20 protein-coding genes are annotated in these 25600 nt (G+C 65.2%); 9 read left to right on the forward strand and 11 right to left on the reverse strand.

Features of this window, described 5'->3' with window-relative positions:
- Window positions 1–36 precede the first annotated feature (36 nt).
- Window positions 37–897, forward strand: coding sequence for a prephenate dehydratase (locus tag AC0WRY_RS30855; protein WP_194404487.1), 861 nt, complete (start codon window positions 37–39; stop codon window positions 895–897).
- A gap of 123 nt (window positions 898–1020) precedes the next feature.
- On the opposite strand, the gene AC0WRY_RS30860 is transcribed toward AC0WRY_RS30855, so the two are convergent.
- Complete coding sequence (locus AC0WRY_RS30860; protein ID WP_491122247.1) at window positions 1021–2034, reverse strand: LLM class flavin-dependent oxidoreductase; 1014 nt, start codon at window positions 2032–2034, stop codon at window positions 1021–1023.
- A gap of 381 nt (window positions 2035–2415) precedes the next feature.
- Here AC0WRY_RS30860 and metF point away from each other — a divergent pair, with 381 nt between their 5' ends.
- Together metF and metH are read left to right on the forward strand one after the other, a co-directional pair.
- Window positions 2416–3336, forward strand: coding sequence for a methylenetetrahydrofolate reductase [NAD(P)H] (gene metF, locus AC0WRY_RS30865; protein ID WP_491122248.1), 921 nt, complete (start codon window positions 2416–2418; stop codon window positions 3334–3336).
- Window positions 3337–3342: 6 nt separating this feature from the next.
- Entirely contained in the window at window positions 3343–7191 is a 3849-nt protein-coding gene (metH, locus tag AC0WRY_RS30870) for a methionine synthase (protein WP_491122249.1), read from the forward strand.
- Window positions 7192–7547: 356 nt separating this feature from the next.
- Here metH and AC0WRY_RS30875 read toward each other — a convergent pair whose 3' ends face one another.
- Complete coding sequence (locus tag AC0WRY_RS30875) at window positions 7548–8177, reverse strand: glutathione S-transferase family protein (protein ID WP_491122250.1); 630 nt, start codon at window positions 8175–8177, stop codon at window positions 7548–7550.
- A 131-nt stretch (window positions 8178–8308) separates the two neighbouring features.
- A complete protein-coding gene (locus tag AC0WRY_RS30880) occupies window positions 8309–8611 on the reverse strand; it encodes an ArsR/SmtB family transcription factor (protein WP_491122251.1) in 303 nt (100 codons plus the stop codon).
- 62 nt (window positions 8612–8673) lie between these two features.
- Here AC0WRY_RS30880 and AC0WRY_RS30885 point away from each other — a divergent pair, with 62 nt between their 5' ends.
- Window positions 8674–9627: a threonine/serine dehydratase gene (locus tag AC0WRY_RS30885; RefSeq protein ID WP_491122252.1), complete on the forward strand. Its 954-nt coding sequence runs from the start codon at window positions 8674–8676 to the stop codon at window positions 9625–9627.
- Between the two features lie 219 nt (window positions 9628–9846).
- On the opposite strand, the gene AC0WRY_RS30890 is transcribed toward AC0WRY_RS30885, so the two are convergent.
- The 8 genes from AC0WRY_RS30890 to AC0WRY_RS30925 all read right to left on the reverse strand — a co-directional run bounded on the left by AC0WRY_RS30890 (window position 9847) and on the right by AC0WRY_RS30925 (window position 21098).
- A complete protein-coding gene (locus AC0WRY_RS30890; RefSeq protein ID WP_491122253.1) occupies window positions 9847–10440 on the reverse strand; it encodes a GNAT family N-acetyltransferase in 594 nt (197 codons plus the stop codon).
- Between the two features lie 314 nt (window positions 10441–10754).
- Window positions 10755–12260: a glycerol kinase GlpK gene (gene glpK / locus AC0WRY_RS30895; RefSeq protein ID WP_491122254.1), complete on the reverse strand. Its 1506-nt coding sequence runs from the start codon at window positions 12258–12260 to the stop codon at window positions 10755–10757.
- A 276-nt stretch (window positions 12261–12536) separates the two neighbouring features.
- Entirely contained in the window at window positions 12537–13310 is a 774-nt protein-coding gene (locus AC0WRY_RS30900; RefSeq protein ID WP_483071184.1) for an SDR family NAD(P)-dependent oxidoreductase, read from the reverse strand.
- 148 nt (window positions 13311–13458) lie between these two features.
- Entirely contained in the window at window positions 13459–14601 is a 1143-nt protein-coding gene (gene pimD, locus AC0WRY_RS30905; RefSeq protein ID WP_491122255.1) for a pimeloyl-CoA dehydrogenase small subunit, read from the reverse strand.
- 181 nt (window positions 14602–14782) lie between these two features.
- Window positions 14783–15973 (reverse strand): pimeloyl-CoA dehydrogenase large subunit, encoded by a 1191-nt coding sequence (pimC, locus tag AC0WRY_RS30910; protein ID WP_194404498.1) that lies wholly within the window; start codon window positions 15971–15973, stop codon window positions 14783–14785.
- A 16-nt stretch (window positions 15974–15989) separates the two neighbouring features.
- Window positions 15990–17177, reverse strand: a complete 1188-nt coding sequence (locus AC0WRY_RS30915) for an acetyl-CoA C-acyltransferase (protein ID WP_491122256.1) — start codon at window positions 17175–17177, stop codon at window positions 15990–15992.
- Window positions 17174–18856 carry a dicarboxylate--CoA ligase PimA gene (pimA, locus tag AC0WRY_RS30920; RefSeq protein WP_491122257.1) on the reverse strand — a complete coding sequence of 561 codons (1683 nt, stop codon included), beginning with the start codon at window positions 18854–18856 and terminating at the stop codon, window positions 17174–17176. Before pimA ends, AC0WRY_RS30915 begins: the two co-directional genes overlap by 4 nt.
- 145 nt (window positions 18857–19001) lie before the next feature.
- Complete coding sequence (locus AC0WRY_RS30925; protein ID WP_491122258.1) at window positions 19002–21098, reverse strand: 3-hydroxyacyl-CoA dehydrogenase NAD-binding domain-containing protein; 2097 nt, start codon at window positions 21096–21098, stop codon at window positions 19002–19004.
- Window positions 21099–21229: 131 nt separating this feature from the next.
- Here AC0WRY_RS30925 and AC0WRY_RS30930 point away from each other — a divergent pair, with 131 nt between their 5' ends.
- The 5 genes from AC0WRY_RS30930 (at window position 21230) to AC0WRY_RS30950 (ending at window position 25584) form a co-directional block, all read left to right on the forward strand.
- Window positions 21230–22096: an IclR family transcriptional regulator gene (locus AC0WRY_RS30930; RefSeq protein WP_194408460.1), complete on the forward strand. Its 867-nt coding sequence runs from the start codon at window positions 21230–21232 to the stop codon at window positions 22094–22096.
- A gap of 66 nt (window positions 22097–22162) precedes the next feature.
- The gene (locus AC0WRY_RS30935; protein ID WP_194404502.1) at window positions 22163–22960 is read left to right on the forward strand and encodes an ABC transporter ATP-binding protein; all 798 of its coding nucleotides are present in this window, start codon (window positions 22163–22165) and stop codon (window positions 22958–22960) included.
- Entirely contained in the window at window positions 22957–23670 is a 714-nt protein-coding gene (locus tag AC0WRY_RS30940; RefSeq protein WP_008135694.1) for an ABC transporter ATP-binding protein, read from the forward strand. Before AC0WRY_RS30935 ends, AC0WRY_RS30940 begins: the two co-directional genes overlap by 4 nt.
- Before the next feature lie 13 nt (window positions 23671–23683).
- Window positions 23684–24562 (forward strand): branched-chain amino acid ABC transporter permease, encoded by an 879-nt coding sequence (locus AC0WRY_RS30945; RefSeq protein WP_194404503.1) that lies wholly within the window; start codon window positions 23684–23686, stop codon window positions 24560–24562.
- A 2-nt stretch (window positions 24563–24564) separates the two neighbouring features.
- The gene (locus tag AC0WRY_RS30950; RefSeq protein WP_491122259.1) at window positions 24565–25584 is read left to right on the forward strand and encodes a branched-chain amino acid ABC transporter permease; all 1020 of its coding nucleotides are present in this window, start codon (window positions 24565–24567) and stop codon (window positions 25582–25584) included.
- Window positions 25585–25600 lie beyond the last annotated feature (16 nt).

Raw genomic sequence — 25600 nt, forward strand, 5'->3', positions numbered from 1 at the left:
GGCTGCTACAAGGCGCCGCAGGAGCACTTTTGAGACATGAGCAAGCTGAAAATCGCGTTCCAGGGCGAGCCCGGGGCCAATTCCCACATTGCCATCGTCGAGGCCTATCCCGACGCCGAGCCGATGCCCTGCGCCACCTTCGAGGACGCGCTGTCGGCGATCTCGTCGGGCGAGGCCGATCTTGGCATGATCCCGATCGAGAACTCGGTCGCCGGCCGCGTCGCCGACATCCATCATCTCTTGCCGGCCTCCGGCCTCTTCATCATCGGCGAATGGTTTCTCCCCGTTCGGCATCAATTGATGGCGGTGAAGGGGACCAAAATCGAAGATATCAAGAGCGTCGAGAGCCATGTCCATGCGCTCGGCCAGTGCCGCCGCATCATCCGCAAGCTCGGCATCAAGCCGATCGTGCACGCCGACACCGCCGGCAGCGCCCGCGACATCTCCGAGCGCAAGGACAAGACAGTCGCCGCGATCGCCTCGCGCCTCGCCGCGAAGATCTACGGCCTCGACATCCTCGCCGAGGACATCGAGGACGAGGCGCACAACACCACGCGCTTCGTGGTGCTGGCGCGCGAGCCGAAATGGGCGGCGCAGGGCTCCGGCCCGCTGGTCACGACGTTCGTCTTCCGGGTGCGCAATTTGCCGGCCGCGCTCTACAAGGCGCTCGGCGGCTTTGCCACCAACGGCGTCAACATGACCAAGCTCGAAAGCTACATGGTCGACGGCAATTTCTTCGCCACGCAATTCTATGCCGACGTCGACGGACACCCCGAGGACAAGGGCTTGGCGTTCGCCATCGAGGAGCTGAAGTTCTTCTCGCGCGAATTCCGCATCGTCGGCGTGTATCCGGGGCACCCGTTCCGCGCGACGTTCAGCGAAGCGCAGCAGGATTAGTCGCGCGTCCCGGACGCGCGAAGCGCGAGCCGGGACCCAGGAGCGGCAACACTCATAGGCGCGATAGGCCCGGCTCAGCGGCGCATCACTGCGTGTTGCGCTGCGTCCGGGGCACGAGAATTTCTAAGTGGCTGCTTTGAGCCCGAACGCCTCCGCCAGCAGCGAATACGATTTCTTCCGCGCCTCGTGATCGTACACGGCGGTGATCACCATCAATTCGTCCGGCTTGCTCGCGTCGATCAGCGGCTGCAGCCTCCTCTGCACCGTGGCGGGGCTGCCGACGAACAGGCGGGAACGGTTGCGCAGGATCGAGGTGCGCTCGGAGTCGGTATAGGGATAGGCCAGCGCCTCCTCGACGCTCGGCAGCGGAAGATACTGGCCGCGGTCACGGCGCAGACGATTGAGATCGAACGAGGTGGCGAGCTCTTCGGCCTCCTCATCCGTGTCCGCCGTGATGATTGCGACGGCGAGGATCGCGTGCGGGCTCGCGCTCCAGGCCGAGGGCTGAAAACGGTTGCGGTAATGCACCATCGCGTCGATCGCATCGTGGGACGCGAAATGATGGGCGAAGGCGAAGCCCATGCCGACCTGCGCCGCCAATTCCGACGAATAGTCGCTGGAGCCGAGCAGCCAGATCGGCGGCAGCGGCGTATCGTCGGGCATCGCCACGACGTTGTTGTAGGGATGGCCTGAGGGGAATTCGCGCGTCTGCCACAGGATCAGTTCGTGCAGCCGCTCCAGGAAATCGTCGCCCTCGCGGCGGTCGAGCCGGCTACGCAGCGCATAGGCCGTCGCACCGTCGGTGCCGGGCGCGCGGCCGAGGCCGAGGTCGATGCGGCCCGGAAACAGCGCTTCCAGCATCTTGAAGCGCTCGGCCACCACCAGCGGTGCGTGATTGGGCAGCATCACCCCGCCGGAGCCGACGCGGATATGCGTCGTCACCGCCGCGATCTGGCCGATCATGACGTCGGGTGCCGGGCTAGCGACCGAGGCGAGGTTGTGGTGCTCGGCGAGCCAGTAACGGACGTAGCCGAGGCCGTCGACATGGCGCGCCAGGTCGATGCTGTTGCGCAGCGCCGCGGCCGGCTTGGTGCCTGTGGTGACGACGGAGAGGTCGAGGACGGAGAGCGGGATCATGGCGGCATAAGGTAACGGAGGGCCGCGCGGCGACAATGGGTCGGCTGCGCAGGTCTGACGTGTGCCGGCCCGCGAGCCGGAGCGGCCAGCCGAAGCGGCCGGATGGGCCAATTAGCGTCTATATAACGCTTATACTATTCTGCCCACTGCTAAAACCCCCAAATCCCGCACCGCCTCCAAAATAATATATTGATATTATTGTATTTTACTGGAAACGGCAACTTCCCACCCAGATCAAAATATGACCAATAATTCCAGTATTTCTAGCGGAAGTGGGCCATTTCCCATCTTGGATGGGCTGTCGGTCAACCCGCCTTTAGCCTATCTTGTGCACAAGCGAGACCTGACCGCCGGCCGCTAAAATCTGGAGTGAGTGGTGCCATGACCGATCTGACGACATCTGCCCGGGCCGACGGGCAAGACGGGCACCTGAAGCGGCCTGCGATCTCCTTCGAGTTCTTTCCGCCCAAGACGGAGGAGATGGAGCGCAATCTCTGGGAGACCATCAACCGGCTCGCCCCGCTCGACCCGAAATTCGTCTCGGTGACCTACGGCGCCGGCGGTTCGACCCGTGAGCGGACCCATTCGACCATCGCCCGCATCCTGAAGGAGACCGCACTGCTGCCGGCGGCGCATCTGACCTGCGTCGGCGCCTCGCGCGGCGAGATCGACGAGATCGTCGACCGCTATCACGAGGTCGGCGTCCGGCACATCGTGGGCCTGCGCGGCGACCCCGCCGGTGGCATCGGCACGCCCTATGCGAGCCATCCCGACGGCTATCAGAGCTCGGCCGAACTCGTCGCGGGGATCAAGAAGCGGCATGCCGACATCGAGGTGTCGGTCTCGGCCTATCCCGAGAAGCACCCCGAGGCGCGCGACTTCGATGATGATATCGACACGCTCAAGGCCAAGGTGGATGCGGGCGCGACGCGCGCGATCACCCAGGTGTTCTTCGATAACGACCTCTACTTCCGCTATCTCGATCGCGTGCGCGCGCGCGGCATCGACATCCCGATCGTGCCGGGCATCATGCCCATGCACAATTTCAAGCAGGCGCGCAATTTCGTCACCCGCGCCGGCACCACCGTGCCGGACTGGTTCGCCGCGAAATTCGAAGGCCTCGACGAAGATGCCGAAACGCGGAAACTGGTGGCCGCGACCGTCGCAGCCGGCCAGGTGCAGAAATTGGCAAAACACGGCGTCGACACCTTCCATTTCTACACCATGAACCGTGCCGATCTCGTGTTCGCGATCAGCCATTTGCTCGGCATTCGCGCCAAGAGCGCCCAGAAGGCTGCGTGACAGACAATGACCGTACCCGTTTCCGCCAAACGAACTGCCCTCCTGAATGCCGCGCGCGAGCGTATTCTCGTGCTCGACGGCGCCATGGGCACGATGATTCAGAACCTGCAGTTCGACGAAGCCGCCTTCCGCGGCGAGCGCTTCAAGAATTTCCATCGCGATTTGCGCGGCAACAATGACCTCCTGATCCTGACCCAGCCGCAGGCGATCGAGGACATCCACGCGGCCTATTTGCGCGCCGGCGCCGACATCGTCGCGACCAACACCTTCTCGACCACCTCGATCGCGCAGGCCGATTACGACCTCACCGACATCGTCTACGAGATGGCGCGCGAAGGCGCCCGCCTCGCCGGCAATGCCGCCCGCCGCGTCGAGGCCGAGGACGGCAAGCCGCGCTTCGTCGCGGGCGCCATCGGCCCGACCAACCGCACCGCGTCGATCTCGCCTGATGTGTCCAATCCCGGTTACCGCGCCGTCACCTTCGACGATCTGCGCAAATCCTATGGCGAGCAGATCAACGGCATGCTCGACGGCGGCGTCGATCTGCTGCTGGTCGAGACCATTTTCGACACGCTGAACGCCAAGGCGGCGCTGTACGCGATCGCCGAGATCACCGAAGCGCGCGGCATCGACATGCCCGTGATGGTGTCGGGCACCATCACCGACAAGTCCGGTCGCCTGCTCTCGGGCCAGATGCCGGAGGCGTTCTGGAATTCGGTGCGGCACGCAAAACCCGTCACCATCGGCTTCAACTGCGCGCTCGGCGCCGAAGATCTGCGCGCGCATATCGCGGATATCGGCCGCGTCGCCGATACGCTCGTCTGCGCCTATCCGAACGCCGGCCTGCCCAACGAGTTCGGCCAGTATGACGAGACGCCGGAATACATGGCGCGCCTCGTCGGCGAATTCGCCCGCGACGGCCTCGTCAACATCGTCGGCGGCTGCTGCGGCACCACGCCGGAGCACATCGCAGCGATTGCCGCCGCCGTTGCCCCGCACAAGCCGCGCATCGTGCCGGAGATCGAACCGCGCTTGCGGCTGTCCGGCCTCGAGCCGTTCATCCTGACTGATGCGATCCCGTTCGTGAACGTCGGCGAGCGCACCAACGTCACCGGCTCCGCCCGCTTCCGCAAGCTGATCACCGCCGGCGACTACACCGCAGCGCTCCAGGTCGCACGCGACCAGGTCGAGAACGGTGCGCAGATCATCGACGTCAACATGGACGAGGGGCTTCTGGATTCGGAAGCCGCGATGGTGACCTTCCTCAACCTCGTCGCCGCCGAGCCCGACATCGCCCGCGTCCCCGTGATGGTCGATTCCTCGAAATTTTCGGTGATCGAAGCCGGCCTGAAATGCGTGCAGGGCAAGCCGGTCGTCAATTCGATCTCGATGAAGGAGGGCGAGGAGAAGTTCATCTTTGAGGCCAAGATCGCCCGCCGCCATGGTGCGGCCGTGGTGGTGATGGCGTTCGATGAGGTCGGCCAGGCCGATACGTTTGCGCGCAAGACCGAGATTTGCAAGCGCGCCTACGACATCCTGGTGAACAAGGTCGGCTTCCCGCCCGAGGACATCATCTTCGATCCCAACATCTTCGCGATCGCGACCGGCATCGAGGAGCACAATAATTACGGCGTCGACTTCATCGAGGCGACGCGCTGGATCCGGCAGAACCTGCCGGGCGCGCACATCTCGGGTGGCGTCTCCAACCTCTCGTTCTCGTTCCGCGGCAACGAGCCGGTGCGCGAGGCCATGCACTCGGTGTTCCTGTATCACGCCATCAAGGCCGGCATGGACATGGGCATCGTCAATGCCGGCCAGATGATCGTCTATGACGACATCGATGCCGAGCTGCGTCAGGTGTGCGAGGACGTCGTCCTCAACCGCGATCCGGGCGCGTCCGAGCGTCTGCTGGCGCTGGCGGAGAAATTCCGCGGCAACAAGACCCAGACCAAGGAAGCCGATCTGGCCTGGCGCGAATGGCCGGTGGAGAAGCGACTGTCGCATTCCCTGGTCCACGGCATCACCGAATTCATCGAGCAGGACACCGAGGAAGCCCGCAAGAATTCGTTACGCCCGCTCGACGTCATCGAGGGTCCGCTGATGGCCGGCATGAACGTGGTCGGCGACCTCTTCGGCGACGGCAAGATGTTCCTGCCGCAGGTGGTGAAATCCGCCCGCGTGATGAAGCAGGCGGTGGCCTGGCTGATGCCGTTCATGGAAGAGGAGAAGGCGCGCAACCTCGCGAACGGCATCGGCACGGAAGGCTCCTCCTCCGCCGGCAAGATCGTGCTCGCGACCGTCAAGGGCGACGTCCACGACATCGGCAAGAACATCGTCGGCATCGTGCTCCAGTGCAACAATTTCGAGGTCATCGACCTCGGCGTGATGGTGCCCGCCGCCAAGATCGTCGAGACCGTGAAGGCGGAGAAGGCCGACATCGTCGGGCTCTCCGGCCTGATCACACCCTCGCTCGACGAGATGGCGTTCTTCGCCGGTGAATTGCAGCGCGAGGGCCTCAAGCTGCCGCTGCTGATCGGCGGCGCCACCACGAGCCGCGTGCATACGGCGGTCAAGATCGACCCGAGCTATCGCGCCGGTCCCGTCGTCCACGTCAACGACGCCAGCCGCGCCGTCGGCGTCGCCTCCTCGCTGCTCTCGCCCGAGAAGCGCGAGGCCTATGCCGCCGAGGTGCGCGCCGAATACGCAAAAATCTCGGACGCGCATCTGCGCGCGCAGGCCGACAAGAAGCGGCTGAAGCTGGGCGCCGCCCGCGCCAACCGCGTGCCGGTCGATTTCACCGCGAACAAGCCGGTCAAGCCGACCTTCCTTGGCATCAGGAGTTTTGACGATTACGATCTCGCCGAGCTCGTCGACTGCATCGACTGGACGCCGTTCTTCCAGACCTGGGAGCTCGCCGGCCGCTTCCCCGCGATTCTCGACGATGCCAAGGTCGGCGAGGTCGCGCGCTCGCTCTATGACGACGCACGCAAGATGCTCGACACCATCGTGAGGGAGAAGTGGTTCCGGGCGCGTGCCACGATCGGCTTCTGGCCGGCGAACGCCGAAGGCGACGACATCGCGCTCTATGCCGACGAGAGCCGCACGAAGAAGATCGCGACGCTGCACACGCTGCGCCAGCAACTCGAGAAGCGCGAGGGCCGCTTCAACGCCGCGCTCGCCGACTTCGTCGCGCCCGCGGGCGTGCCCGATTATGTCGGCGGCTTCGTCGTCACCGCCGGCATCGGCGAGGATGCGGTGGCCGATCGCTTCAAGATGGCCAACGACGACTACTCCTCGATCCTGTGCAAGGCGTTGGCCGACCGGCTCGCCGAAGCCTTTGCCGAGCGCATGCATGCCCGCGTGCGCCGCGAGTTCTGGGCCTATGCGCCAGACGAGGCGCTGTCCACCGAAGACCTGATCCTGGAGAAGTATCAGGGCATCCGCCCGGCGCCGGGCTATCCCGCGCAGCCCGATCACACCGAGAAGGCGACGCTGTTCGAACTGCTCGATGCGGAAGCGACCTGCGGCGTGAAGCTGACCGAGAGCTTTGCGATGTGGCCGGGCTCCAGCGTGTCCGGGCTCTATTTCGCAAACCCTGCGAGCTATTATTTCGGCGTCGGCAAGATCGAGCGCGACCAGGTCGAGGACTATGCCGCGCGCAAGGGCATGAGCGTCGCGGAGACCGAGCGCTGGCTCGCGCCGGTGTTGAACTACATCCCGTCGCAACAGACCGACAACACCTTTGCGGCAACGGCGGCGAACGACGAGACGTCAAAGGACCTTGCCTCTCACCCGCCGGGCTGCACCTGCGCGGTGCACCTGGTCTGGCAGAAGAAGCGCGCAGGGGCGGGATAGGCCCGGCTGCCAAACAGAAAATGCGAAAACAACCCCATGCACAGTAGAATGGGGTTGAAAAGGTTGAGTGATTTCGGGCGCGTCGGAGCCGCGTTTGCGGCGTCGGGCAAAACAGGGGTAGGATTGCATTATCGGCTGCTGTGGCGGTCTTCGCACTCCGGCGGATAGGCGCGCCCTTCACCTTGCGCTCGGTTTCGTGCCCCGGACGCAGCGCAACGCAAAGCGGTGCGCTGCAGAGCCGGGGCCCGCATCTCCAAGCAACTCCGAGTCCCCTGGGTTCCGGCTCTGCGGCGCAGCGTTACCGGACGATGCTACGCATCGCCTAGGCTGCGCCGCGCCCGGGACACGAGAGTGCCTCACCCCTTCGGCGGGGCCAGCGGCTGCACGATCTCCTTGAAGGGCGGCAAGGCCTCGCAGCGCTCGGCATGCGCGCTCAGGGCTGGATAACGCGAGGCATCGAACAGCTGCGGATGCGCCTCGCGGGTGAAGCGGACGACGCAGGCCACCGCGACGTCGGCGTGGCCAATGCGCTCACCCAGCCAGTATGGCGTCGTCACCCGGGCGCGCTCGGCCTCCAGCACCTTGAGCACGTCCGCGATCTGCGCCTGGCAGCGCTCGACCCATAGCGTGAGCTGTTCCTTCCGCAGCACGCGTTCATAAAGCAGGCTCACCGCCTTGTCGCCGAGGCCGGAGGCGAGCGCACAGATGCGCAAATGCTTGCGCCGCTCGGTGCCGCCGCGCGGCAGCATCGCCTTCTCGGCGCCGACGAGGTCGTCGAGATAATCCAGGATGATCGTGCTTTCGATCAGCGCCTCGCCATCGTCGAGCACCAGGGTCGGCACCCGGCGCAGCGGATTGTATGGCGCGATCTTGTCGGCGTCGCCGAAGGTCGACCACGGCTTGTGCTCGAAGGCGAGGCCGTAGAGCCGCAGCGCAATCGCGACCCGGCGGACGAAGGGGGAATCATATTGGCCGATCAGGAACATGGTTCTCGCTCTTCCCGGTTGGACGAGGCAGGGCCGATCAGTCTCCACGACCAGCGCGGTGCGGCGCAACAGATATCTTGGAAATGGTGCGTTGCGCCGGCTGCAACGACGCCGGCGACAGCGTCACGCGGTCAAAGCCCGTCCTGAATCGATCGCTTGATCGCGGCGATGGCCGTCTCGTTGCGCTTGTACATCGTCCACTGCTTGATCCGCTTGGCGCGCACCAGCTTGGCCGATGTCAGCACCCGCATGTGCTCGCTCACTGTCGGCGCGCTGACGCCAAGCTTTTCGGCGATCAGCAATCCGCAGACGCCGTCCTCGACCAGGTCGCCATCGGCCTGCTCGCGAAAATGCTTCCGGGGATCCCGCAGCCATTCCAGGATCTGCAGGCGGCGTTCGTTGGCGAGCGCGCGCAAGGCGACGGCAAATCTCATTTAGTTATTTTGCTAATTACCTAATTGATGTCAACTCTGCCTTGCGCTAGTCTGGAGGCATCATGGCAGTGACGATGGACCTCGACATCACGCGGGAGCGGATTGCGGCGACCGAGGCCGTCATCCGTCCGCATATCAGGCGTACGCCGCTCGTTCAGGCCGATCTCGCCGATTTCGGCCTGCCCGGGGCGCCTCTCACGCTCAAGCTCGAGATGCTGCAGCATTCCGGATCGTTCAAGGCGCGCGGCGCCTTCGCCAATCTGTTGCTGCGGCCGGTGCCGCGGGCCGGTGTCGTCGCCGCGTCCGGCGGCAATCACGGCGCGGCCGTGGCCTATGCGGCGCAGCGGCTCGGCCTTCCCGCCACGATCTTCGTGCCTGACATCACCTCGCCGGCCAAGGCCGAGCGCATTCGAAATTATGGCGCCAAGCTCGTGATCGCGGGCAACCGCTACGCCGATGCGCTCGCCGCGAGCGAAGCCCATGTCGCGCAGACCGGCGCGCTGGCCGTCCATGCCTATGACCAGGCCGAAACCCTGCTCGGCCAGGGCAGCGTCGGACTGGAATTGGAGCAGGATGCGCCCGGCATCGACACGCTGCTGGTGGCGGTCGGTGGCGGCGGACTGATCGGCGGCATTGCGGCGTGGTACGCCGGCAGGACGCGCATCGTCGCGGTCGAGCCGGAGCAATCGCCAACCCTGCATACGGCCTTCGAAGCGGGCGCCCCGGTCGATGCGCCGGCCGGCGGTCTTGCCGCCGACAGCCTGGCGCCGCGGCGCGTCGGCGAACTGATGTTTCCGATCGCGCGGGCCCATGTGGAGCGCGTCGTCCTGGTCAGCGACGATGCGATCCGGCAGGCCCAGGCCGCGCTATGGTCGCACCTGCGCCTCGTCGCCGAGCCCGGCGGCGCAGCCGCCTTTGCGGCGGTGCTCTCCGGCCGCTATCGTCCCTCGCCCACCGAGCGGGTTGCGGTTCTGGTCTGCGGCGCCAATACAACGGCGGCAAATTTCGATAGCTAGCCAAGGGTGGCAGGATCGGGGGTGGCGCCCATTGATCCTGATAACCGCTCCATTCGGCATACGACGCTATCGCGAATTGCTCCGACAATTGGAAACGCGACCGCGACGCCTCACTGCGTCATTGCAAGCATAGCAGAGCATCCAGACTACCTCCGCGAAGGGATTCTGGATTGCTTCGTCGCAAGCGCTCCTCGCAATGACAGTCGGGACGCAGCCGCACTACTCAATGATCGGCACATGCCTCGCCGCATCGCGCCGTGCCGTCCCGTCGAGGCGCGGATCGTCGGCGATTTCTATCTGGCGGCGGAAGGGGCGGAACCCGGAGCGCTGGTAGAAGGCAACGGCGGAGGGATGATCGAGCGTGCAGGTGTGGACCCAGACGCGGCGGACGTCGCGCGACCAGGCGCGCTCCAGCGCGCGGTTCATCAGGAAGCGGGCGGCGCCGGTGCCGATCAGGCCAGAGGTGACGCCGAAATAGGCCAGCTCGCACTGGCCGGGCTCGCGGAAGTCCAGCTCGAGCAGGCCTTCGTCGCTGCCGTCTGCGACCAGTGCATAGACCTCGATATGCGGGGCGTGGATGATTGCTGCGAGCTCTGTGTCGCTGATGCGGGCGCGCGAGAACCATAGCCAGTCCTCGCCGACGCGGCGGAAGAGATCGCGGTACCAATCAAGTGCAGGGGTATCGACCTTGCGCAGCGACCACGCGCCGGGCGGATCGTCGCGGCGCGCGGGAGGCACCGTCATCTCCAGATGGGTGACGACAGCGGCGATCTTGCCGGCGGGGACGTCGGAGTAGCCGTCGGAGAGGATCATGGTCCTTGCTTTCCTGCGTCATGGCCGGCCGGTGTCGCTCGCTCCATACTCCGTCATTGCGAGCCAACGGGTCCGCGCAAAGCGCGGCCCGATGACAGGCTCCGCGAAGCAATCCAGTATCTTTCCGCAGAGGCAGTCTGGATTGCTTCGTCGCAAGAGCTCCTCGCAATGACGCCGGAGAGACGGTACGTAGCCCTCGTTCGCGACTCGATAGATCACGCGGTATGGGTCCCGGCGTTCGCCGGGACGACAGCTTGCTTGGGGATGCGCCTCGTTCACGTCAGCCTCAGCAAGATAGTCTTGGCAGCGTGCGTCTACCCCTCCCCCTCATCGCTCGCCAGCACACCCTTCACCGCCCTTGCCCAGCCCGCCAGCTTCCGCTCGCGTGTCGCCTGGCTCATGTTCGGCTTGAAGCGGTGCTCCAATCGCCAATTGTCGGCGAACTTCGTCGGCTCGGGATAGACGCCGGCGTTGAGGCCGGCGAGATAGGCGGCGCCCAGCGCCGTGGTCTCCTGGATCACGGGGCGGTCGACTGGGGCATCGAGAAGATCGGCGAGACGCTGCATGGTCCAGTCCGACGCGGTCATGCCGCCGTCGACACGAAGCACGACGCTGGCGGTTTCCGAGCTCGGCCAGTCCGCGCGCATCGCAGCCCAGAGGTCGAAGGTCTGGTAGCAGACGCTTTCCAGCGCGGCGTGGGCGAGCTCGGCGGGGCCGGTGTTGCGGGTGAGGCCGAACAGCGCGCCGCGCACGCGCGGATTCCAGTAGGGCGCGCCCATGCCGACGAAGGCCGGAACGAGATAGACGCTCTGCATGGAGTCGGACTGGTCGGCAAGCGGTCCGGTCTCGGCGGCGTGCTTGATGATGCCGAGGCCGTCGCGCAACCATTGCACCGCTGAGCCCGCCACGAAGATCGAGCCTTCCAGCGCGTAGGTGCGCTTGCCGTCGAGCTGATAGGCAACCGTGGTGAGCAGCTTGTTCTTGGAGACAACCGGCGTGGTGCCGGTGTTGAGCAGGGCAAAACAGCCGGTGCCGTAGGTGGACTTCATCATGCCCGGGCGGAAGCAGGCCTGGCCGATGGTCGCCGCCTGCTGGTCGCCGGCGATGCCGGAGATGGCGATGGCGCCGCCGAACAGATCGGGCGTGCTCTCGCCGAAGCGGGCGGAGGAATCCTTCACCTCGGGCAGCATCGAGCGCGGCACGCCGATGATCTCCAAGAGCTCGTCGTCCCACTGGCCGGTGTGGATGTTGAACAGCAGCGTGCGCGAGGCGTTGGTGGCGTCGGTGGCGTGCACCTTGCCGCCGGTGAGGCGCCAGAGCAGGTAGCAATCGACGGTACCGAACATCAGCTCGCCGCGGGCGGCGCGCGCGCGGGCGCCGGGAACGTGGTCGAGGATCCAGGCGACCTTGGTGCCGGAGAAATAGGGATCGATGATCAGGCCGGTCTTCTGCGAGATCACGGGCTCGCGGCCTTCCGCCTTGAGTTTCGCACAGATGTCGGCGGTGCGGCGGTCCTGCCAGACAATGGCGCGGTGCACAGCTTGGCCCGTGGCGCGGTCCCACACCACCGTGGTCTCGCGCTGGTTGGTGATGCCGATCGCGGCGATGTCCTTTGCGCTGATGCCGGCCTGCTCGATCGCCTCGCGGCAGACCATCACCGTCGAGGTCCAGATATCCTCCGGCTCATGCTCGACCCAGCCCGAGGCCGGAAAATGCTGCGGAAACTCCTGCTGCGCTTTGGCAGCAATCGAGATATCGCCGCGGAACACGATCGCGCGCGAGGAGGTGGTGCCCTGGTCGATGGCGAGGACGAAAGACATGGCGGCTTACCTTGGCGTTGAGCTCAGCGTTCCCCTGGAGGGGTCATCAAGTCGCGCCAAAGGGAGCGGATTAGGGCGGCAAGGTCAAGGTTGGATGCAGGCGAGCGGCTACTTCCCTTCTCCCCTTGCGGGAGAAGGTGGCGCGAAGCGCCGGATGAGGGGTTCTATCGGCGAAGAATAATGCGAGAGGGGGCCACACGCGGAGAGAGACCCCTCACCCGTCTCGCCGCTGCGCGGCGATCCACCCTCTCCCACAAGGGGAGAGGGAAAGCAGGCCTACACCGCCGCCGTGGTCACGCCGCCGTCGATGACGATGGTCTGTCCGGTCATGAAGCTCGATGCGTCCGAGGCGAGGTAGGCTACGGCGCCGGCGATTTCGTCGGGTTCGCCGATGCGGCGCAGCGGTGTGGTCGCGGTGCGGCGCTTCAGCATGGCTTCGTCTTCCCACAATGCGCGTGCGAAATCGGTCTTGACGAGGCCGGGCGCGATGCAGTTGACGCGGACGCCTTTCGGGCCCCACTCGCCGGCGAGCGAGCGGCACAGCGCGAAGTCGGCCGCCTTGGAGATGCCGTAGGCACCGATCACGGTGGAGCCGCGCAGGCCGCCGATCGAGGAGATGATGACCACGGAGCCGTTCCCACGCTCCGCCATCTGCGGGATGGCGAGCGCGGAGAGCCAGATGTTGCTCTTGACGTTCGAGCCCATGATCTTGTCGAAGGCCTCGTCCGTGATGTCGAGCAGCGGGCCGTAATAGGGATTGACGGCGGCGTTGCAGACGAGGATGTCGATCTTGCCGTAATGCTTGGTGGCGCCCGCGATCAGTGCCTCGACCTCGGCCTTGCGGGCGATGTTGCAGGGGATGACTGTGGCATCGCCGCCGGCCGCGATGATGCCGTCGGCGACTTCCTGGCAGGCGTCGGCCTTGCGCGAGGAGACGACCACCTTGGCGCCGAGCCTGGCAAGGAGTTCGGCGGAGGAGCGGCCGATGCCGCGGCTGGAGCCGGTGACCACGGCGACCTTGCCGGTGAGATCGAACGGGGTGTTTTTCATTTGTTCGCCTTCTTCCTGGTCATTCCGGGGCGCGGCGAACTCGCGAGCTATGGTGCGCAAGTGCGCACCTGAGAATCCATTCACCACGCGTACTGCCGCCCGATGGATCCCGGGTTCGCGCTACGCGCGCCCCGGGATGACAGCGTGGCTAGACCAACCCGCCGGCGTCGGCGACGCGGCGCTGGTGGTAGTCGGTGTCGCCGAACGAGTTCTCGATCATGGTGAGGCGCTTGAAGTAGTGGCCGATCTTCGCCTCCATGGTCATGCCGATGCCGCCGTGGAGCTGGATCGCCTGCTGTCCCACGAATTTCAGCGACTTGCCGATCTGCACCTTGGCCGCGGCGATCGCGTTGCTGCGCTCCTTGGCGTTGTCGAAATCGTTGGCCATGGTCGCGAACATCGACATCGAGCGGGCCTGCTCGGCCGCGACGAACATGTCGGAGGCGCGGTGCTGCAGCGACTGGAACGAGCCGATCGCGACGCCGAACTGCTTTCGGGTCTTGATGTACTCGACGGTGGTCTTGAGCGACTCGTCCATCAAGCCGACCGCCTCGGCGCAGAGCGCGACGCGGGCTTCGTCGACCACCCGCTCGATCAACGCGAGGCTGTCGTCGGGATTGCCGAGCACGGCATCAGCGCCGACCTCGACACCGGTGAAGGTGATGTCGGCGGCGTGCAGGCCGTCCTGCGTCGGGTAGGACTTCTTCGTCACGCCCTTGGCATTCGCCGGCACCAGGAACACGCCGATTCCGGTCTTGTCGCGGCGCTCACCCTTGGTGCGCGCGGTGACGACGAGCGTGTCGGCGTTCTCGCCGTTCAGCACGACGAACTTCTCGCCGTCGATGATCCAGCCGTCGCCCTTCTTCTTCGCCGTGGTGGTGACGTCGAACAGATCGTAGCGCGAGTTCTTCTCGAGCTGGGCGAACGCCAGCGTCCTGCTGCCGTCGATGATCCCCGGCACATGCGCGGCCTTCTGCGCATCGGAGCCGGCATGGCGCAGGAAGCCGCCGCCGATCACGACCGTTGCCAGATACGGCTCGAGCACCAGCGCCTTGCCGAGCGCTTCCATCACGATCATGGTCTCGACGCCGCCGCCGCCGAAGCCGCCATCGGCCTCGCTGAACGGCAGGCCGAGCAGGCCCTGCTCGGCGAGCTTGAGCCAGACCGTCTTGCTCCAGCCGCCCTTCTCCGCCATGTATTTCTTGCGGCTCTCGAAATCGTAGGAGTCGGTCAGCAGGCCGTCGATGCTTTCCTTGAGAAGCCGCTGCTCCTCGTTCAGATCAAAATCCATTTCTCTTTCCTCGTACCCGGACTTATTTGGCTTCGTCATTCCGGGATGGCCCGAAGGGCCGGACCCGGAATCCATCTCACCTCAGCGTATGCGGCCCGATGGATTCCGGGTTCGCGACTTCGTCGCGCCCCGGAATGACGGTGGACTATTGCCCTCTCCGCCTTCGCGGAGAGGAAACGGATCACAGCCCCAGCACCGCCTTGGCGATGATGTTGCGCTGGATCTCGTTGGAGCCGCCGTAGATCGAGACCTTGCGGTTGTTGAAGTAGCTCGGCGCGATCTGGGCGGTCCAGTCCATGGCTTCGTTCGAGCCGTCGTCGCCGTGCACGTCATAGGGCGCGGCGAACGGGCCGATCACTTCCATGAGCAGCTCGGTGGTGGTCTGCTGGATCTCGGAGCCCTTGATCTTCAGCACGGAGGATGCCGGATTGGGTTTGCCCTTGCCGTGCTTGCCCTCGTCGGCGACGACGCGCAACTGGGTCAGCTCGAGCGCCTTCAGCTCGATCTCGCAGGCCGCCAGCTTCTCGCGGAAGGCGGCGTCCTGGATGATCGGCTTGCCCGCGGATTCGACCTTGCCGGCGAGATCCCTGATGCGGCGCAGCCGCTCCTTGGAGACGCCGACGCGGGCGATGCCGGTGCGCTCGTTGCCGAGCAGGAATTTGGCGTAGTCCCAGCCCTTGTTCTCCTCGCCGATCAAATTCTCGATCGGGACTTCGACGTCGTCGAAGAAGACTTCGTTGACCTCATGGCCGCCGTCGATGGTCTGGATCGGGCGTACGGTGACGCCCTTCGACTTCATCGAGAACACGATGAAGGAGATACCCATCTGCTTCTTGGCGTTGTTGTCGGTGCGGCAGAGGCAGAAGATCATGTCGGCGTGCTGCGCCAAGGTGGTCCAGGTCTTCTGGCCGTTGATGATCCACTTGTCGCCACGGCGCTCGGCCTTGGTCTTGAGCGAGGCGAGGTCGGAGCCCGAGCCCGGCTCGGAGAAGCCCTGGCACCACCAATCGTCGACATTGGCGATGCGCGGCAGGTACTTCTTCTTCTGCTCCTCATTGCCGAAGGTGTAGATGACCGGACCGACCATGCTGACGCCGAAGGCGAGCGGCTGCGGCGCCGGATAGGACTGCAGCTCCTCGTTGAAGATGTAGTGCTGCACGCTGGTCCAGCCCGTGCCGCCATATTGCTTGGGCCAATGGCTGACGCCCCAGCCCTTCTTGTTGAGGATGCGCCACCAAGTCACCATCTCGTCCTTCGAGAGGTGGCGGCCCTCCACCATCTTGCGCCGCGTATCCGGCGGCACGTTGTCGCGGAAGAACTGCCGCACTTCCTCGCGAAACGCCTGCTCTTCTTTCGTGAATGCGAGATCCATCGGATCCTCCTGTGACTTACTGCAAAATCTCGAACAGCCCGGCCGCGCCCATGCCGCCGCCGACGCACATGGTGACGACCGCGTATTTCGCCTTGCGGCGGCGGCCTTCGATCAGGGCATGGCCGGTGAGACGGGCGCCCGACATGCCGTAGGGATGGCCGACCGCGATCGCGCCGCCGTCGACGTTGATCTTCTCGGGGTCGATGCCGAGCTTGTCACGGCAATACAGCACCTGCACCGCGAACGCTTCGTTCAGCTCCCAGAGGCCGATATCGTCGACGGTGAGGCCGTGGCGCTTGAGCAGGCGCGGCACGGCGAAGACCGGGCCGATGCCCATCTCGTCCGGCTCGCAGCCGGCCGAGACGAAGCCGCGGAAGATGCCGAGCGGCGCAAGACCGCGCTTTGACGCTTCCTTGTCGCTCATGATCACACTGGCGCTGGCACCGTCCGAGAGCTGGCTGGCATTGCCGGCGGTGATCGAAAAGCCTTCGCCGCGCACCGGCTTGAGGCCGGAGAGGCCCTCGATCGTGGTCTCGGGACGCGGACCCTCGTCCTGCGACAGCGTGATGTCCTTCATCGTCACCGTGCCGGTCGCCTTGTCGGTGACCGCCATCTGCGTCGTGACCGGCGCGATCTCGTCCTTGAACTTGCCGCCCTGCTGAGCCGCGGCGGTGCGGCGCTGGCTCTCCAGCGAATATTCGTCCTGCTTCTCGCGCGAGATGCCGTAGCGCTTGGCGACGACTTCCGCCGTGTCGATCATGGGCATGTAAACCTCGCCCTTGATCTTGAGCAGCGCCGGATCCTGGGCGTGGAAGCCGTTCATCTTGTCGTTCTGCACCAGCGAGATCGACTCGCCGCCGCCGCCGACCGCGATCTCGACGCCGTCGAAGATCACCGAGCGCGCGGCCAGCGCGATCGCCTGCAGGCCCGAGGCGCATTGGCGGTCGATCGTGGTTCCGGCGACGGTAACGGGAAGGCCGGCGCGGAGCAGCGCCTTGCGCGCAATGTTGCCGCCGGTCGCGCCCTGCTGCAGCGCGGCGCCCATCACGACGTCCTCGATCTCCTTCGGATCGACTTTCGCGCGCGCGACGGCTTCGCCGATGGCGTGGCCGAGCAGCGTAGCGCCCTCGGTGGCGTTGAGCGCGCCGCGATAGGCCTTGCCGATCGGGGTGCGGGCGGTGGAAACGATGACGGCGTCGGTCAAGAACGACCTCCTGATGCGTGTTGAACGGATTGTGACGGTTTCTGCTGCTGGCGCAATTCGTGGCGCGACAATTTTCCGACCGGCGTGCGCGGCAAATCGTCGACGAATTCGACGGCGGCCGGCAATTCATGCTTGCCGAGCTTGCCGGCGAGCTGGGTGCGCAGCTCGTCGAGCGAGAACGGCTTTGCGTCCGGCTTCAGCTTGATGAAGGCTTTGGCGGCTTCGCCCCGATATTGGTCGGGAATGCCGAGCACGATCACTTCGTGCACGCCCGGGATGGTGTAGATCGCCTGCTCGATCATCTGCGGATAGACGTTGAAGCCGCCGGAGATGATCATGTCCTTCTTGCGATCGACCAGGAAGAAATAGCCGTCCGCATCGACATAGCCGATGTCGCCGGTGAGGAAGCGGCCGTCGACGAAGGCATCCGTGGATCCCTCCGGCTTATTCCAATAGCCCCTGGTGACGTTCGGGCCCTTGATGCGGATCTCGCCGACCTCGCCCGGCGGCAGCACGCGCCTGGGATCGTCCAGGGCGACCACGTCGAGCTCGATGCCGGGCAGCATCAGGCCGATCGAGCCGGGCTTCTCCGGGCCCGTGGGCGGATGACCGGTGCCGGGCGAGCAGGTCTCGGTCATGCCCCAGCCGCTCTTCAGCTTCTTGCCGACCTTGCGCTCGAAGAAGCTCGCGATCTCCACCGGCAGCGGCGCGCCGCCGGAGCCGATGGTGGCGAGCGAGGAGAAGTCGCGCCTGTCGAGATCGGGGAGCGCGGCGATCGCGATCCACATCGTCGGCACGCCCGGGAAGTAAGTCGCGCGCTTGATCTCGATGTCGCGCATCACGGCTTCGACGTCGAAGCGCTGATGCAGCGAGATCAGATTGCCGCGGCTGAGCGAGGACAACAGCACGACGGTGAGCGCATAGATATGAAACAGCGGCAGCACGCAGATCACGCGCTCGATCACCTCGCCGCGCGCGGCGCGGTTCGGCTTGCCCCAGACATCGTAGATCGACACGGCCGAGGTGAGATTGCCGTGCGTCAGCATGGCGCCCTTGGGCAGGCCGGTGGTGCCGCCGGTATATTGCAGCAGCGCGACGTCGTCGGCCGTCACGGACGGCCATTGCGCAGGCGCAGCCGCCCCCTCGACGAAGGCCTTGAAGGTGACGATGCGGGGATCATCGGGGATCGCCGCCTGCGGCGTGCCGACCTTGCCCCAATCATCGTCCTCGCAGACGACGAGGCGGTCGATCAGTCCCTTGTCCAGGAATTTCAGCGCGGTCGGCAGCAGCGCCTGGAGGTTCGAGGTGACGAGCAGGCGCGAGCCGGAATCCGAGACCTTGTGGGTCAGCGCGATCTCGCCGTCGAGCGGCGACAGATGCGCAACACGGGCGCCCGCCTTCAGCGCGCCGAAAAAATTGACGGGATGGTCAGGCGAATTGCCGAGGAACAGCGCGATCGACGTAGCCTTGCCGCAGCCGGCGCGCAGGAATGCCGCGGCGGCGCGCTCGGTCATGGCGGCGAGCTCGGTATAGGTGATCGGACGGTCTCGAAATTCCAGCGCGGTGCGCGGGCCGTAGTCGACAGCTGCCTTCGACAACAGGTCGGGCAGCGTGCCCTGGACGATGGTATCGTCCCAACGCACGCCCTCGGGATAAAACTGTTCGCCGGGATGGGTCATTATTTGCATCACACTCGGTCGTCATTCCGGGGCGATGCGAAGCATCGAACCCGGAATCCATCGGGCCGCACGCCCTGAGGAGAGATGGATTCCGGGCCTGGCCCTTCGGGCCATCCCGGAATGACATGCGGATAGACTACGGCCATCAAGCCGCCTTCGATGCCGCCGCCAGCGAGGCGAAGGTCTTGCCTTCGGCCGCGAGCTTCTTCAGCAGCGGGGCGGGCTCGAGGCTCGGATCGTTGGTCTCCTTGGCATAGAAGGCCAGGCGATCAGCGATGTGCTTGAGGCCGACGCTGTCGGCCCAGAACATCGGGCCGCCGCGGTAGATCGGCCAGCCATAGCCGTAGAGCCAGACCACGTCGATGTCGGAGGGACGCGCCGCGATGCCCTCCTCGAGGATCTTCGCGCCCTCGTTGATCATCGGATACATCATGCGCTCGAGGATCTCCTCGTCGCTGACGATTCGCTTCTTGCGGCCAAGACGCAGCAGCGTCTCGTCGATCAGCTTCTCGACCTCCGGATCCGGCATCGGCGCGCGGGAGCCGGCTTCGTACTTGTAATAGCCCTTGCCGGTCTTCTGGCCGAAACGGCCGGCTTCGCACAGCGCGTCCGCGATCTCCGACTTGATGCCGCGATCTTTCCGCGAGCGCCAGCCGATGTCGAGGCCGGCGAGATCGCCCATCGCGAACGGCCCCATCGGCATGCCGAATTTTGTCACGACGGCATCGACCTGCTGCGGCAAGGCGCCCTCGAACAACAGCTTCTCCGACTGCTTACCGCGCTGGGCGAGCATGCGGTTGCCGACAAAACCGTCGCAGACGCCGACCACGGCCGGCACCTTCGCGATCTTGCGCGCGATCGAGACGGCCGTGACAAGGGCGTCCGGCGCGGTCTTGTCGGCGCGCACGATCTCGCACAGCTTCATGACGTTGGCCGGCGAGAAGAAGTGCATGCCGAGCACGTCCTGCGGACGCTTGGTCGACTTCGCGATCTCGTCGATGTTGAGGTAGGAGGTGTTGGAGGCGAGCACGGCGCCGGGCTTGACGTATTGGTCGAGCTTGCCGAACACTTCCTTCTTCACCGCCATGGTCTCGAACACGGCTTCGATGACGAGGTCGGCATCGCCGACATTCTCGATGCCGACAACGCCGTTGATCAGCGCCATCCGCTTGGCGGGCGCGTCAGCCGGGATGCCGCCGCGCGCCGCGGTCGCTTCCCAGTTCTTCTGCATGATGCCCATGCCGCGCTTGAGCTGCTCCTCACCGGTCTCGATCAGCGTGACGGGGATGCCGGCATTGGCAAAGGACATCGCGATACCGCCGCCCATGGTGCCGGCGCCGAGGATGGCGACGCGGTTCACGGGGCGCGACTTGGTGCCTTCAGGAACGCCGGCGATCTTGGCGGCTTCGCGCTCGGCGAAGAAGGCATAGCGCTGCGCCTTGGACTGATCGCTGGCGACGAGCTTCAGGAAGCCCTCGCGTTCCTTCTTCAGACCTTCGTCGAAAGGTAGGTCAATGGCGTAGCCCACGGCGTCGGCGGCGGCGAACGGCGCCTCCAGGCCGCGCGACTTCTTGGTCATGGCGGCGACCGCAGTGGTGAAGATCGAGCGGTCGGCCTTGGCGGCCGCGATCTTGGAATCGTCGTCGCGCAGCCGCCGCAGCGGACGCTTCTCGGCCAGCAGCTTGCGCACGAAGGCTTCGCCGCCCGATGCCGGTCCCTCGACGATCTCCTCGATCAGGCCGCTCTTCAGCGCTTCCGCAGCACCGATGGGATCGCCGCCGACGATCATCTTGACGGCGAGCTCGGGACCAACCGCGCGCGGCAAGCGCTGGGTGCCGCCGGCGCCCGGCAGCAGACCGAGCTTCACCTCGGGCAGGCCGAGCTTGGCTTCCTTGACGGCGACCCGGAAATGACAGGCGAGCGCGACCTCGAGGCCGCCGCCGAGCGCGGTGCCGTGGATCGCTGCAACCACCGGCTTCGGCGAGTTCTCGATCTCGGAGAGCACGTCGTTGAGGGCGGGCGGCTTCGGCGGCTTGCCGAATTCGGTGATGTCGGCACCTGCAATGAAGGTGCGGCCGGCGCAGGTCAGCACGATGCCCTTGATGGCGGGATCGGCGATTGCGGCCTTGACGCACTCCAGTATGCCACCGCGTACTGCGGCACTCAGCGCGTTGACCGGAGGGCTGTTGACCGTGACGATCCCGACCTCGTCATGACGCTCAAGCTTGACCACTTCGCTCACGGTGTTCCCTCCTTGGTGCGGATTAACTTTTGTTCGATTTCGCGGTGCGGAATTTAATTCCGCATCTTGACGGCAGGGTTATTTTGAAGCACGTGGCTTGTCAACGACTCCGCGCAAGAAGCAGATCAGGGATGAAGCGTACAGGAAAGAAGACTGCGACCGATCGGAATTTCGTCGTCGCGCTTTCCCGCGGACTGGACGTATTGCGAGCATTCCACCCCAATGACGGCCTTCTCGGCAATCAGGAGATTGCGGCGCGCACCAATCTGCCGAAGCCAACGGTGTCGCGGCTGACCTACACGCTGACCAAGCTGGGTTATCTTGCGCCGGTTCCCCGCTTCGAGAAATACCAGCTCACGCCCGCCGCGATGTCGCTCGGCTATGCCGCGCTCGCCAATCTCGGCGTTCGGCATTTGTCCGAGCCGTTCCGCGAGGATGTGATGCGCGCGACCGGCGGCGCCGTCGCCGTCGGCGGGCGCGACCGTCACAGCATGATCTATTTCGGGCAAAGCCGCGGCAGCGAGACGGTCGGCGTTCAACTTGACGTCGGCTCCCGCGTGCCGATTGCAACCAGTGCGATGGGCCGCGCCTATTTCTGGGCGCTCGACGACGACGACCGCGCGGAGTTGTCGCGTCTGTTGCGCGAGCATTACGGCAGCCGCTGGCCCAAGATGCGCGACGGGCTGGAGCGTTCCGGAGAAACCGTCGCGAAATACGGCTTTGCGATTTCGGTCGGTGACTGGCACGACGACATCGGCGCCGCCGGCGTCGCGCTCAAGCTCAACGACGGAACCGGACCTTACGCGTTCAATTGCGGCGCGCCCGCATTCCGCTTCACGGAAGAGCGTTTGATCAACGACATTGGACCGCGTCTCCTAGCGATGGTAAGGAACATCGAAGCGGCGCTCGGGGGTCTGATGCCGCATTCCAAAAAAGACGTCAGCAAAAAGCTGAAATCAGGAGGGAAAGTTGCGCGTTTGGCCGAGGGGATCAGATAGTCTTTGTCATCGTCGGGAGCGGTTCGCATCGCCCCTTCGCTCACTGAACGACGTGAGCGAGACGAGATGACGCAGGCACAGCTCGCGCAGGGGACATCGCCCCTGCTCGCGGTTCGCGACGTCAGCGTCGTGTTCGGCGGCATTGTCGCGCTCAACGGTGTGTCCTTTGACATGCACAAGGGCCAGATCCTCGGCTTGATCGGGCCCAACGGCGCCGGCAAGACCACGCTGTTCAACTGTCTGTCCCGGCTCTATCAGCCCTCGTCCGGCGACATCCTGATGGAAGGCGCAAGCATCCTGACGCGGCCGCCGCACCGCATCGCCGAGATCGGCATTGGCCGCACATTCCAGAACGTGGCGCTGTTTCCGAACCTCTCGGTGATGGACAATGTCCGCGTCGGAACGCACGCCCGGACCTCCAGCGACATCATCAGCGACTCACTGCGCCTCGCCTGGATCCGCCGCAGCGAGACCGACGTCAACAAAAAGGTGCACGAGATCCTCGCCTACCTCAACCTCGAGGACGTCGCCCACACCGTCGTGTCCGGGCTACCCTTCGGCACGCAGAAGCGCGTCGAGCTGGCCCGCGCGCTCGCGGCCGACCCGAAGATCCTGCTGCTCGACGAGCCCGCCGGCGGCCTCAATCACGAGGAAGTCTACGTGCTTGGCGACCTCATCCGCCGCATTCGCGACGAGCGCCATATGACGGTGCTGCTGGTCGAGCACCACATGGGCCTCGTGATGTCGATCGCCGATCACGTCGTCGCGCTGAACTTCGGCAAGAAGCTCGCGGAAGGCACGCCCGCCCAGGTGCAGGCGGACCCCGACGTCATCAAGGCCTATCTCGGGAGCAAGGACCAATGACGACACTGCTCAACGTCAAGGACCTGCGCGCCTATTACGGCCAGGTCCAGGCGCTCCACGGCCTGTCCTTCTCGCTGAACGAGGGATCGCTGACGACGCTGCTGGGCGCCAATGGCGCCGGCAAGACCACCACGCTGCGCGCGATCTGCAACATGGTGCGCTCGACGGGCGGGATCGAGTTCGACGGCAAGCCGCTGAACAACCGCTCCACCGAGAGCATCGTGCGGTTCGGTATTGCCCATGTGCCGCAGGGCCGCGGCACCTTCACCACTATGACGGTGGAGGAGAACCTCCAGCTCGGGGCCATCACCCGCAAGGACAGCGCTGGCATCGTCTCCGACATCGAGCGCATGTATGCACACTTCCCCGTGCTGAAGCAGCGCCACACCCAGCAGGCCGGCACGCTCTCCGGCGGCGAGCAGCAGATGCTCGCGGTCGCCCGCGCCCTGATGCTGCGGCCGCGGCTGATGCTGCTGGACGAGCCGTCCTTCGGACTCGCGCCGCTGGTCGTGCGCGACCTGTTCGGCATCCTCGGCAAGATCAACCGCGAGGACAAGGTGTCGATCCTGGTGGTCGAGCAGAACGCCCAGCTCGCGCTCGAGCTCGCCGACCAGGCCTATGTGATCGAGACCGGCCGCATCGTGATGTCTGGCAACGCCAAGGACATCGCGAACAACGAAGAAATCCGCAAATCCTATCTGGGTTACTGAGGGAGCTGGGACAATGGAGCTGTTCACCAACCAGGTCCTGGCCGGCATTGCCACGGGCGCGATCTATGCCTGCATGGCGCTCGCCGTCGTCATGATCTACCAGGCCATCGACCATCTCAACTTCGCCCAAGGCGAGATGGCGATGTTCTCGACCTTCATATCCTGGCAGCTGATGCAATGGGGCGTGTCCTACTGGGCCGCCTTCGTGATCACGCTGGCATTCTCCTTCGTCGCCGGCATCGCGATCGAGCGCATCCTGTTCAAGCCGCTTGCGAAAGCGCCGGTGCTGACCAACGTCGCCGGCTTCATCGCGCTGTTCGCGATCATCAACTCCTCGGCCGGCCTGATCTGGGACTTCACCATCAAGCAGTATCCGACCCCGTTCGGCTCCTCGCCGTTCCTGGGCAGCCAGCTGATCTCGACCCACCAGGCCGGCATGATCGGCGTCACCGTGCTGCTGCTGCTCGGCCTCTACTTCTTCTTCCAGTACACGCGGATCGGTCTTGCGATGCGCGCGGCCGCCTCGGTGCCTGAATCGGCCCGCCTCGTCGGCATCAACACGAGCTGGATGATCGCGCTCGGCTGGGGCATGGCGACCGCCATCGGATCGATCGCCGGCATGCTGATCGCACCGGTGGTGTTCCTCGAGCCCAACATGATGGGCGGCGTGCTGATCTACGGCTTTGCCGCCGCGGTGCTCGGCGGATTGTCGAGCCCGTTCGGCGCCGTGGTCGGCGGCTTCCTGGTCGGCGTCTTCGAGAACCTCGCCGGCACCTACATCCCCGGCGTCGGCAACGAGCTGAAACTCCCGATCGCGCTTGCGCTGATCATCTCCGTCCTGGTCGTCAAACCCGCTGGCCTGTTCGGCCGGCAAATCGTCAAGCGAGTTTGATCATGAGCGCTGCAGAAGAAGTCGTTGCAGAAGGCCACCAGGCGGTCGAGGCGGTTCCGAAGCGAGCCATGACGCTCGGCACGGGCACCTCGCTGCTGGTGCTGGCGGTGCTGTTGCTCGTGCCGGTGTTCGTCAAGAACTTCATCATCTTCCAGATGACGATGCTCCTGATCTACGGCCTTGCCGTGCTGGCGCTAAACATCCTGACGGGCGGAAGCGGCCAGTTCTCGCTCGGCCAGAGCGCGTTCTACGCAGTCGGCGCCTACACGTCGGCGGTGCTGATGGAGTATTTCAACGTCAATTACGCGCTGACGATTCCGATCTCAGCGGTGGTTTGCTTCGGATTCGGTTACCTGTTCGGCAAGCCGGCGCTGAGGCTGTCTGGCGTCTACCTCGCGCTCGCGACCTTCGCGCTCGCCACCGCTATGCCGCAGCTCCTGAAGCTGAACTTCCTGGAACACTGGACCGGCGGCGTGCAGGGCCTCGTCGTCACCAAGCCGGACGCGCCGTTCGGCTTGCCGATGTCGCAGGACATGTGGTTGTACTACTTCACCCTCGCGGTGACGCTCGCGATCTACATCTTCTCGGTCAACCTGCTGCGCTCCCGCTCGGGCCGCGCCTTCATGGCGATCCGCGACAACGAGATCGCGGCCTCCTCGATGGGCGTCAACGTCGCACTGTACAAGACGCTGGCCTTCGGGGTGTCCGCCGGCATCACCGGCGTTGCCGGCTCGCTGGGCGCCATCGCGGTTCAGTTCGTCGCGCCGGACAGCTACACCATCACGCTCGCGATCTCGCTGTTCCTCGGCATGGTCGTCGGCGGCGTCGGCTGGCTGCCCGGCTCGTTCGTCGGCGCGGCCTTCATCATCTTCGTGCCGAACATGGCGGAGAGCATCTCCAAGGGCCTCTCCGGCGCAGTGTTCGGCGTGCTGCTGTTCCTGGTCATCTACCTCGTGCCGCACGGCGCAAGGCAGATTGCGATCATGGGCCAGCAATTCGCCGGCAAGCTCAGAAGAAACTGAAACCCTCAAAGACTGT

Source organism: Bradyrhizobium sp. T-12 (assembly GCF_058314695.1).